At 69.3% G+C, this 10,644-nt stretch carries 7 protein-coding genes; 2 read left to right on the top strand and 5 right to left on the bottom strand.

The window, feature by feature from the left end; genetic code table 11:
- Positions 1-16 precede the first annotated feature (16 nt).
- Positions 17-1,849, top strand: a complete 1,833-nt coding sequence (gene recQ, locus AAC997_RS12270; protein ID WP_340645983.1) for a DNA helicase RecQ — start codon at positions 17-19, stop codon at positions 1,847-1,849.
- On the opposite strand, the gene AAC997_RS12275 is transcribed toward recQ, so the two are convergent.
- The 4 genes from AAC997_RS12275 to recF all read right to left on the bottom strand — a co-directional run bounded on the left by AAC997_RS12275 (position 1,846) and on the right by recF (position 7,628).
- Positions 1,846-2,925, bottom strand: a complete 1,080-nt coding sequence (locus AAC997_RS12275; protein WP_340645984.1) for a methyl-accepting chemotaxis protein — start codon at positions 2,923-2,925, stop codon at positions 1,846-1,848. The genes recQ and AAC997_RS12275 overlap by 4 nt on opposite strands.
- Positions 2,926-3,094: 169 nt before the next feature.
- Positions 3,095-3,964 carry a class I SAM-dependent methyltransferase gene (locus AAC997_RS12280; RefSeq protein WP_340645985.1) on the bottom strand — a complete coding sequence of 290 codons (870 nt, stop codon included), beginning with the start codon at positions 3,962-3,964 and terminating at the stop codon, positions 3,095-3,097.
- 83 nt (positions 3,965-4,047) lie between these two features.
- Positions 4,048-6,486, bottom strand: a complete 2,439-nt coding sequence (gene gyrB, locus AAC997_RS12285; protein WP_340645986.1) for a DNA topoisomerase (ATP-hydrolyzing) subunit B — start codon at positions 6,484-6,486, stop codon at positions 4,048-4,050.
- Positions 6,483-7,628, bottom strand: coding sequence for a DNA replication/repair protein RecF (recF, locus tag AAC997_RS12290; RefSeq protein ID WP_340645987.1), 1,146 nt, complete (start codon positions 7,626-7,628; stop codon positions 6,483-6,485). The genes gyrB and recF overlap by 4 nt, the downstream gene beginning before the upstream one ends.
- A 97-nt stretch (positions 7,629-7,725) precedes the next feature.
- Between recF and AAC997_RS12295 the strand changes: the two genes are divergently transcribed.
- Positions 7,726-9,282 (top strand): energy transducer TonB, encoded by a 1,557-nt coding sequence (locus tag AAC997_RS12295; RefSeq protein WP_340645988.1) that lies wholly within the window; start codon positions 7,726-7,728, stop codon positions 9,280-9,282.
- On the opposite strand, the gene dnaN is transcribed toward AAC997_RS12295, so the two are convergent.
- The gene (dnaN, locus tag AAC997_RS12300; RefSeq protein WP_340645989.1) at positions 9,279-10,397 is read right to left on the bottom strand and encodes a DNA polymerase III subunit beta; all 1,119 of its coding nucleotides are present in this window, start codon (positions 10,395-10,397) and stop codon (positions 9,279-9,281) included. The genes AAC997_RS12295 and dnaN overlap by 4 nt on opposite strands.
- Positions 10,398-10,644: the final 247 nt, after the last annotated feature.

Below are 10,644 nucleotides of genomic sequence, written 5' to 3' on the forward strand. Positions count from 1 at the left end.
ACGGCATAAGACCGCCATGCCATCCGCCTCCCTCGACGAGGCGCGGGAGATCCTGCGCCGCACCTTCGGCCATGCCGAGTTCCGGGGGCGCCAGGGCGAGGTGATCGCCGAGGTGCTGGCCGGACGCAGCGCCATGGCCGTCCTGCCCACCGGCGGCGGCAAGAGCCTCTGCTACCAGATCCCCAGCCTGATGCGGCCGGGCCTCGGCCTGGTGGTCTCGCCCCTGATCGCCCTGATGACCGACCAGGTGGCCGGCCTGGTGCAGTCGGGCGTCGCCGCCGCCAGGCTCGATTCCAACATCGAGCCCTGGGAAAAGGCCCAGACCTGGGAGCGGATCGAGCAGGGCGAGCTGGACCTGCTCTATATCTCGCCGGAAGGCCTGATGACCTCGTCGGTGATGGACCGCCTGCGCCGCACGCCGCTGGCCCTCCTCGCCATCGACGAGGCCCACTGCGTCAGCCAGTGGGGCCACGACTTCCGGCCCGAATATCGGATGCTGGGGCGGCTGGCCGAGATCTTCCCCGACGTGCCGCGCCTGGCGGTCACCGCAACCGCCGACGCCCGCACCCGCGACGACATCCGCGCCGAGCTGCGGCTCGAGGACGCCGTGGAATTCGTCGCCAGCTTCGCGCGGCCCGAGCTCGCCCTATCGGCCGAACGCAAGCGCGGCGCGGGGCACAAGCGGGTGCTGGAGCTGATCGAGGCCCGGCCCAACCGCTCGGGCGTGGTCTATGCCGGCTCCCGCGACGGGGTCGACAAGCTGGCCGAGAGCCTTCGCGCCGCCGGGACCCATGCCCTGGCCTACCATGCGGGCCTCGACAAGAACGTCCGGGCCGAACGGCTGGAGACCTTTCTGGAGGCCGACGCCGCGGTGATGGTGGCGACCATCGCCTTTGGCATGGGGGTCGACAAGCCCGACGTCCGCTTCGTGATCCACGCCGATCCGCCCGCCTCCATCGAAGCCTACTGGCAGGAGGTCGGGCGGGCGGGCCGGGACGGCGATCCGGCCGAGGGCATCACCCTCTATGGCGCGGCCGACATGGCCTGGGCCTATCGCCGCATCGACGGCCGGGAGATGGACGACTCCGTCAAGGCCGTGCAGCGGCGTAAGGTCGGCCAGTTCTACGCCATGATGGACGGGGCCAACTGCCGCGCCGCCGCCGTGCGCCGCTATTTCGGCGAAGAGGGCGTGGAGCCCTGCGGTCAGTGCGATCTGTGCCTCTCGCCGCCGGAGAGCATCGACGCCACCCAAGCGGCCCAGAAGGCGCTGTCGGCGGTGCATCGCCTGGGGGGCCGGTTCGGACGCGGACGACTGGTGGAGCACCTGCTGGGCAAGACCAAGGAACCCTCCAGCTTCGAGGCGGGCTTGACCACCTTCGGCATCGGCAAGGAGTTCAGCGTCAATGGCTGGCGCGATCTGCTGGACCAGCTGCTTTTCGACGGCCTGCTGAAGGAAGACCCCAATGACGGCCGCCCGCTGATCGGCCTGGGCGACCCCGAGGGGGTAAAGGCGGTCTATCGCGGCGAGCGCCGGGTGGGCCTGCGCAAGGCGCCGGAGGAGAACGACCCCACCACCCGCTCGGGCAAGCCCCGCAAGCGCCGCGAGGCCGCCGCCATCGATCCCGGCGACGCCGTCCTGTTCGAGGCCTTGCGCTACTGGCGGGCCGGCGAGGCCAAGCGTCAGCACGTGCCGCCCTATGTGATTTTCCCCGACCGCACCCTGATCGAGGTCGCCCAGACCAAGCCCGGCAGCCTGCCGCGCCTGGCGGCCGTGTCCGGCGTCGGCGAAAGCAAGCTCGCCCGCTACGGCGAGGCGGTGATCGAGGTGGTGAAGGGGTTCGAGACCTAGGCGGCGCGGGAGACGCCAGAGGTCGCCGGCTCTGGCTCTCTCTGAGTGATGGCGCCGTACCAGCCGAGCCCGCGATAGGTTTCGTAGCCGGGGGTCAGGGCGTAGCCGACGGTGACGCGGTCGGGGGTGGCGTAGCTGCCCATGCCGGTGGCGTCGGCGGGCAGACGGAAGGTCTCGTTCAGTTCGCCTCGCTGGTCGGAGGAGGCCAGCACGCGGCCGGCGTGATCCAGCAGCAGCACCCGCGAGCGGGCGCGTTCCTCATCGGTCAGCCGCACGCCATCGACCACCGCCTGAGCCTGGGGCTTCCAGTCGAAGTGGATGCCCAGGACGCCGATCACCTTGCCGTCGGAGAGCCCGTCCTGGCGGATGGCGGTGGCGTAGGTGGCCACCGGCGCATTATTCAGCGCCGGCGCGCGCTCGATATCCCAGGCCACGAACTCGTCGCCCGAGGCCGTTTTCATCGCCTGCTGGAACCAGCCGGCGCCGGCCACCGACAGGCCCTGGGTCGCCGGATAGGCCTGCGGCCGGCCGGTGGCCAACACCTTGCCCGAGGCGTCGCAGATCCAGAGGTCGAGATAGACGGTATAGGCGTCGAGGATCACCTTCAGACGGCTGCTGGCGTGGCGTGACCCCTCAGGGGTCGGTTCAGCGACGCAGGCCACGACGGCGGAATCGGTGGCCCACCAGCGGACGTCGCAGGTGCGCTCATAGAGGTTGCGGTCGATGATCTCGATGGCGTTCAGCGCCAGGTCGGCCAGGCGCTGGCCCCGCAGGTGGGAGAGGATGGCGCCGCCCACCAGGGAGAGTTCCTGAAGATCGGCGCGGACCTGGCTTTCCAGGGCCTGGGCCACCTCGTCGATCTCCTGGGAGATGCGCTTGAATTCTTCCGACACGATGGCGAAACCCCGCCCCGCCTCGCCGGCGCGCGCCGCCGTGATCAGGGCGTTGATGGCCAGCATCTTGGCTTCGCGGTTGATGGAGGAGATTTCACCGATCTTGGCGCCCGCCACGGACGACAGGCGTTCGGAGAGCTCCAGAATGCGCTCTGGGACCAAACTGCCGTCGGACTCAGCCAAACCGCATCCTCTTGCGCCGACGCACCACTCTGACGGGATGTCGTCCGTGCATGCGGACATGATCGGTGAGTCGCGGCGACTGATTTGAATGTGACGCCGCGCCGCCTCGGCGCATTTTCCTGCCAAAACCGTCAAATGTCCTGTTTTTTGAGCAGAATATGCGCAGAAATCAGGCAGGCGTCAGGAAGACGTAGCGCTGATAAGGGTCGGCAAGGGCCCAGTCGGCGCCCTCGATCCGCCAGTCCGGATAGTTCGCGGCGATAAAGTCCAGGGTCATGGAGGTGTCGCCATAGGTGGCTTCTCCCTCCACGGTGTCGCGGCCATGCGGCGCGAAGGCGAAGCCCTCGGCGTCGTGCCTGGCCTGATAGGCGTCGGCCTGGGGCGCGTATTCGGGGTTCACCACCCAGTACTCCGGAGGACGGATGGTGATGACCAACAGGCCGTTCGGGGCGATGTGCTTACGCAGGGCTGAGAGCGCGGCGTCGGTGGCGTTGCGCGAGGTGTGTGTGAAGACCGAGAAGGCGAACATCACGTCGAAGGCCGCTTCGGGCGCGGGCAGGCTGGTAGGCAGGTAGTCCGACTGGGCGATATTGCCGACCAGCCCCGCCTCACGGCAGAGATTCACCGCCAGGTCCCAGGGGTCCACCGCCCAGATCGCCTCGGGATCGGTGTAGTAGTAGAGCATGCGGCTGATGCGGCCATAGCCACAGCCATAGTCCATGATCCTCGCGCCGCTCAGCGACCGGTTGCGCAGGGCGGCGTAGTTGTAGGCGAGCGCCCGGACGAAGCTGACCGTCTGGCCCAGCAGGACCTCGCCGCAGTTGCCGGTGAAGTTGCGCTGTGTCTCGTCGCTGGCCATGCGTGGCAACAGCTTCGACAGCGCCGGGAAGTCCGCGCGCGGCAGGCTGATCATCAGCAGGCCGAAGGCGTCCAGGGACAGACGCGTCCGCAGGAAGGCGAAGACCTCATTGATCGTCGCGCCGCGCGCGGCCATTGCGTCGGCTTCCGCCGCGGACTTGGCTTCGTCAGTCAGGAGCACAGGCAGCCTTCGGTCAGGTTCGCGGCGAACGCCACGCGGAGGGCCTCCGTTTGCCCAAACCGCGCGGCCGTTACAAGTCCGCCCTAGACGTCCACCTCGGCGTCGAGGGCGTTGTCCTGGATGAATTCCCGACGCGGCTCCACCAGGTCGCCCATCAGACGGGTGAACATGTCGTCGGCGTCGTCGGCGTGGTTGACCCGGACCTGCAGCAGGGTGCGGGCGTCGGTGTCCAGGGTGGTTTCCCAGAGCTGCTCGGGGTTCATCTCGCCGAGGCCCTTGTAGCGCTGGATGGCCAGGCCGCGGCGGCCGGCGTCCATGATCGCCCGCACCAGGTCCAGCGGCCCGCGCACCGAGGTGACCTTGTCCTTGCGGGTGAAAACCGCCGGGCCCGAGAAGGTCTCGGCCATGGTGGCGGCGCGTTCGGCCAGGCGACGGGCGTCGGCGGCGTTCAGCAGCAGGTCGTCCAGCACCACACGCTCAGAAACCCCACGCTTGACGCGACTGAACACGAAACCGCCGGCGGGGCCCGGTTCTCCGCTCCAGGCGCCGTCGCTCTCCTCGGCATAGAGGTCGAGCCGCTTGGCGGCGGCCCCCAGGTTTCGACCCTCGGCCAGCAGGCCGCCCAGGGCCGCCTGTTCGATGGCGAAGGCCGGCGCGCGGGAGGAAAGGCGCTCGATATTGGCCTTGGCCGAGCGGGACATCTGGATGAGGGCCAGCAGGTCAGAGCCCACCAGCCGCTCCCCGCTGGCCAGGTCCAGGGTCGCTCCGTCGAGGCCCTCGTTGACCAGGTAGGCCTCCAGCGCCGGGTCATCCTTCAGGTAGGTGACCGACTTGCCCTTGGCCGCCTTATAGAGCGGCGGCTGGGCGATATAGAGGTAACCGCGCTCGATCACCTGCGGCATCTGCCGGTAGAAGAAGGTGAGCAGCAGGGTCCGGATGTGGGCGCCGTCGACGTCGGCGTCCGTCATGATGACGATCTTGTGGTAGCGGACCTTCTCGATGTCGAAGTCGTCGCGGCCGATGCCGGCGCCCAGCGCCGTGATCAGGGTGCCGATCTGATCGGACCCCAACATGCGGTCGAAACGGGCGCGCTCGACGTTCAGGATCTTGCCGCGCAGGGGCAGGACGGCCTGGTTCTCGCGATTGCGGGCCTGCTTGGCCGAGCCGCCGGCGGAGTCGCCCTCCACCAGGAAGATTTCGGACTTGGCGGGGTCGCGCTCCTGGCAGTCGGCGAGCTTGCCGGGCAGGGACGAGATGTCCAGCGCGGTCTTGCGGCGGGTCAGGTCGCGGGCCTTGCGGGCGGCCTCACGGGCGGCGGCGGCCTCGGTGATCTTCTGGACGATCAGCTTGGCCTCGACCGGGTGCTCCTCGAACCACTGGCCGATGCCTTCGGAGACCAGGCTCTCGACGGCGGGACGCACCTCCGAGGAGACGAGCTTTTCCTTGGTCTGGCTGGAGAACTTGGGATCGGGCACCTTGACCGACAGGACGCAGGTCAGACCTTCGCGGCTGTCCTCGCCCGACACTGAGACCTTCTCGCGCTTGGCGGCCCCCGAGCTCTCGGCATAGCCGGTGATGATACGGGTCAGGGCCGATCGGAAGGCGGCCAGGTGGGTGCCGCCGTCCCGCTGCGGGATGTTGTTGGTGAAGCAGAGGACGTTCTCGTGATAGCCGTCGTTCCACCACAGCGCCAGGTCCAGCTCGACGTTCTCGCGCTTGCCGCGCACCACGATGGGCATCTTCAGGACCGAGGTCTTGGCCTTGTCCAGGTGGCGAACGAAGGCCTCGATGCCCCCCTCGTAGTGCAGGACCTCCTCGAAGGGTTCGGCCTCGCGCAGGTCCTTCAACCAGATGGTGACCCCGGAATTGAGGAAGGCCAGCTCGCGCAGCCGGTGCTCCAGCGTCTTCCGATCGAACTCGATGAAGGCGAAGGTCTCGGTGGAAGGCAGGAAGGTGACCTCGGTCCCCGACAGGAACTCGCCGTTTTCCCGCAGCGGCGCGTCTCCGGTGACGATCAGGGGCGAGACCGCGTCGCCGCGGCGGAACTCCATCTCGTAGGCCTTGCCGCCGCGATAGATCTTCAGGCGCAGCCAGTCGCTGAGCGCGTTCACCACCGAGACGCCGACCCCGTGCAGGCCGCCCGAGACCTTGTAGGAATTCTGGTCGAATTTCCCGCCGGCGTGCAGCTGGGTCATGATGACCTCGGCCGCTGAAACGCCCTCGCCCTCATGGATGTCGGTGGGGATGCCGCGGCCGTCGTCGGTGACGGTGACCGAGCCGTCGGGATTGAGAATCACCTCGACCCGCGTGGCCCAGCCGGCCAGGGTTTCGTCGATGGCGTTGTCCACCACCTCATAGACCATGTGGTGCAGGCCCGACCCATCATCGGTGTCGCCGATGTACATGCCGGGACGCTTGCGCACGGCGTCCAGTCCCTTGAGGACCTTGATGGACTCCGCGCCGTACTCGGCCTGGCCGTTGTTTTCGGGGGTGTTGTCGGGGATCTGCGTTTCGTCGGTCATTCGGTGTCCAGATAGGTCAGGCTGGAGCCGTCCACATGGACGCCCTGGGCCCGGCCCTTCAAATCTTCGAACAGGTGCTCGTCGGTGCCGGTGAGGAAGGCCTGCAGCTTGAGCGCCGTGATTTCGTCGAACAATGCGGCCCGCCGGCGGCGGTCCAGATGCGCTGCGACTTCGTCTAGCAACAATATAGGGTTTGGTCCTGATTCTGCACGTGAAAGTCGCGCCGCCTGCCCCAAAACAAGGTTCAGAATCAGAGCTTTCTGCTCGCCCGTCGAGCATTCCGCCGCGGGACGGTCCTTTTCAGCGTGGATGACCTCCAGATCGCCCCGGTGCGGACCGGTCAGCATGCGGCCGGCGGCGGCGTCGCGTTCGCGGGTCGAGGCCAGGGCGGCGACCAGACGGAGCTCGATTTCCTCGGTCTCGACCCCGCTGGCGGCCATCTGCTCCCAAGGCCCGGAGAGGCTGAGCCGGGCCTGGGGGAAGGGCCGGTCGCCGCGCTCGTTGATCTCGCTCTGAAGGGCCGACAGGGTTCGAGCCCGCGCCGCCGCCATCAGCGCCCCGGCCTCGGCGAGGCGGGCCTCCAGGGCGCTCAGCCAGTCAGCGTCAGCGGGGCCGTCGGTGAGCAGGCGCATCCGCTCCCGTTGGGACTTCTCGTAGGCGCTGGCATGGGCGGCATGGGCGGGTTCGGCGGCGAAGACCAAACGATCGAAGAACCGGCGGCGGTCACCGGCCCCCTCCAGGAACAACCGGTCCTGGGCCGGGGTGAGCCAGACCTGGCGCTGATGTTCGGCCAGGCGGCCAGGCGGCACAGGCTCGCCCTCCAACCGCACGGTGCGCCGCGCGGCGCCGGCGACCTCGGTTCCCGTCCCCAGCCGCACGGGGTCGCCGTCGATCTCGAGGGTGGCGGCCACGGCCCAGGCGCGGCCCTGGGTTTCCCCCGGCATGCGCCGCCCGACCTCGGCCAGGCTCGCGCCGCGCAGTCCCCGGCCCGGGGTCAGCAGGCTGACGGCCTCCAGCAGATTGGTCTTCCCCGCCCCATTGGGCCCGATCAGGTACACGGGCCGGCCATCCAGCGGCAGCTCGGCGCGGCCGTAGGAGCGGAAGTCGGTCAGGGTCAGGCGGGTAAGGGCCGTGCGGGTCACGAGGGGGTCTTACAGGGTTCGCACTCGCGCGCGAAGCGGCATGGCCTTGAGCATGGGCCACGCGAAGCTAGGGTGTGGGCGACTTCCAGGGGGTGGCGTGCGCGTGCGGGTGTTGGCGATCGGACTGGCTGCGCTCGCCGCGGCGGGCGCGGCGCGGGCCGAGCCGCCGCGCGTGTCGCCGCCTGACTGGATGGCGCGGCCCGAAGCCGAGGACCTGGCCGACAGCTATCCGGGCCTGGCGCGGGCCCTGGCGATCGAGGGCCGGGCGACCCTCAGCTGCGGCGTTGACCTCCTGGGCCGGCTTCAGGACTGCGTCAGCCTGACCGCCTCGCCCCAGGGCCTGGGTTTCGACAAGGCCGCCCTGGCCATGAGCACGCTGTTCGTCATGCGGCCCAAGATGGTGGACGGCCGACCCGTTGCGGGCGGCACGGTCAGGATCCCGATCCGCTTCGCCCTGCCGGCCGTCGACGCCCCGAGGGAGCGCGAGACGGCGCCATCGCCGTCGGTGGTGGTCGCCGCGCGTCAGGCCGCAGGTCTGAGCGGAATTTCCGGGCGACTGGCGCGCGGCCTGGTTGATGACCTGGACAAGGTCGAGGCCGACGACGCCGATCCCCCGGTGCGGACCGACGGTCTCGCCGCCCTGACCGAGAGCCGCCGCGAGGCGGCGCCTGAAGTCGCCGAGGCCGTGGCGCTGAGTATCGCCGCCCAGTTGAGCGACGGGGAGGTGAGCCAGTGGATCACCTATCTCAACGGCCCGGCGGCCCGGAAGCTCAAGGAGCAGGGGCCGAGCCTGGCCCGCGCCTTCACCGCCGTCCAGACCGCTCACACCCACCTCGTGCTGGCCCGGGCCCGGGAGACCTTCTGCGGGCGTCAGGACTGCAACAGCGAGGCCAGCCTGGCCGACATGCAGGCCTTGGCCGAGGCGCCGGAGGCGCTCATCGACAAGCCGCGCTGGTCCCAGGCGCCCAGCCTGATCGAAGCCCAGGCCGCCTATCCCCTGGTGGCCCAGGCGTTCCGCCTGAGCGGTTGGGCCATGCTGCAATGCCGGGTGGCCGAGGTCGGCGAGCTTGAGGACTGCGCGGTCCTGGCCCAGGGCCCCAGGCGGCTGGGGTTCGGGACGGCGGGTCTGAAGGTGGCCGGCAGCTACCGGCTCGACCCAGGCCTGCTGGCCCAGGGCGCGGCCGGCGACCGGGTGAACCTGCCGACCTTCTTCAGCATCGAACGCGAGACGCCGCCTGCGCGGGTGCGGCCCCGCCCGTCCCGAGCCCAGACCCTGGCCCGCGGGATCGTTCGGACTCAGGGGATGGAGGCGAACGCCGACCGCGCCGCCGAATTGGGTCAATGGCTGCTCAGCCACCAGCCCGGCCTGGACGCCGGCGTGGCCCGGGACGCCGGCGAGGCCTATCGCGGCGCGATGATCGCCGACCTGCCCGACCTGCTGGACGACCATGCCGCGGTCTACGCCGCGACCCTGACCGAGCCCGAGCTGGCCAGCATGGCGGACTTCCTGCACAGCCGGGCCGGCCACCTGGCCACCGGCCGCGACGAAGCGTTCAACGCGCGGCTTGCGCAGGCGCTGGCCGACATCCAGACCCGCGCCGACGCCCAGGCCAGAACCGCCTTCTGCGCCACCCGCGCCTGCGTGGCGGACTAAACCCGCAGCGGCATCAGGACGTAGCGGACGTCGGGGTCGGTGGGGTCGAGGACCAGGGCCGGGTCGTTGGGGCCGCCGAAGCGGAACTCGGCCTGTTCGGCGCCGATCTGGTCGGTGACGTCCAGCAGGTAGCGGGCGTTGAACGACAGCTCGAAGCTCTCGCCGTCGTAGTCGACCTCGATTTCCTCGACGGCCTGGCCGGCTTCCATGTTGCGGACCGTCAGGATTACGCGGCCCGGCTCGATGGCCATGCGCACCGAGCGGCTCTTCTCCGCCGAGATGGTGGCGACGCGGTCCACGGCCTTGGCGAACAGCTTGTTGTCCACCATCATCACCCGGTCATTGTCCTTGGGGATGACCCGGACATAGTCGGGGAAGTTGCCGTCGATGACCTTCGACGTCAGGGCGGCGCCGCCGAACTCAAAGCGCACCTTCTGGGGGCTGAGCGCCAGGTCGACGGTCTCGCCGGCGTCCTCCAGCAGGCGCCGGGCCTCATTGACGGTCTTGCGGGGCACGATGACGCCCGGCGTACCGGCCGAGCCCTCGGGCGCGATCATTTCGGCCAGGGCCAGGCGGTGGCCGTCGGTGGCCACGGCGCGCAGCTTGGCCACGCCGCCCTCCACCACCGAGTGCAGGTAGAGGCCGTTCAGGTAATATCGGGTCTCCTCGGTGGAGATCGCGAACTTGGTCTTGTCGATCAGGCGGATCAGGTCGCCGACATCGACGCCGATGCGGCCCGACAGGCCGTCCGACGACATCACCGGGAAATCCCCGGCCGGCAGCACCGGCAGGTTGAAACGCGACCGGCCGGCGGCGACGGTCAGGCGCGGGTCCTCGCCGGTGAAGGACAGGGACACGTCGGCGCCGTCGGGCAGCTTGCGGACGATTTCGTAGAGGGTATGGGCCGGCGCGGTGATCTGGCCCGGCTGCTCCACCTGGGCGAAGGCCTCGTCGATGATCTCCATGTCGAGATCGGTGGCCGAAAAGGTCAGGCGCTCGCCCTCGGCCGAAAGCAGCACATTGGAGAGGATCGGAATGGTGTTGCGGCGTTCCACCGCGCTTTGCACATGCCCGAGCGCCTTCAGAAGCGCCGCCCGCTCGATCGTCAATTTCATGGTCAGTCCGAACCTGTGGCGCAGCGGCGCGCCATGCGCGCCGTCACCCCCCGAAGAGTAAAGGACTTGCGACTTTAGCCAAAATGGCGCGGGACGAAAGGGGCTCGTGGTCGCTCTCCTGGGGAAGACGAAGATATTCGCGGTTGGCGGCCTCCTGTCCGCGTCTGGTGGTGACCATCGGCGTCGTGGGGCCTATCCTGATCACATGACCGACACGCCGATCGCCGACGCCCCGCCCCTGCCCGAC

The sequence above is a fragment of the Phenylobacterium sp. genome (assembly GCF_037968635.1).
Lineage (GTDB): Bacteria > Pseudomonadota > Alphaproteobacteria > Caulobacterales > Caulobacteraceae > Phenylobacterium.

What these genes read in the sequence shown, in the direction of transcription:
- recQ (WP_340645983.1), top strand. Translation starts at nt 17, where the DNA reads ATGCCATCCGCCTCCCTCGACGAGGCGCGGGAGATCCTGCGCCGCACC.
- gyrB (WP_340645986.1), bottom strand. Translation starts at nt 6,486, where the DNA reads ATGACCGACGAAACGCAGATCCCCGACAACACCCCCGAAAACAACGGC.
- dnaN (WP_340645989.1), bottom strand. Translation starts at nt 10,397, where the DNA reads ATGAAATTGACGATCGAGCGGGCGGCGCTTCTGAAGGCGCTCGGGCAT.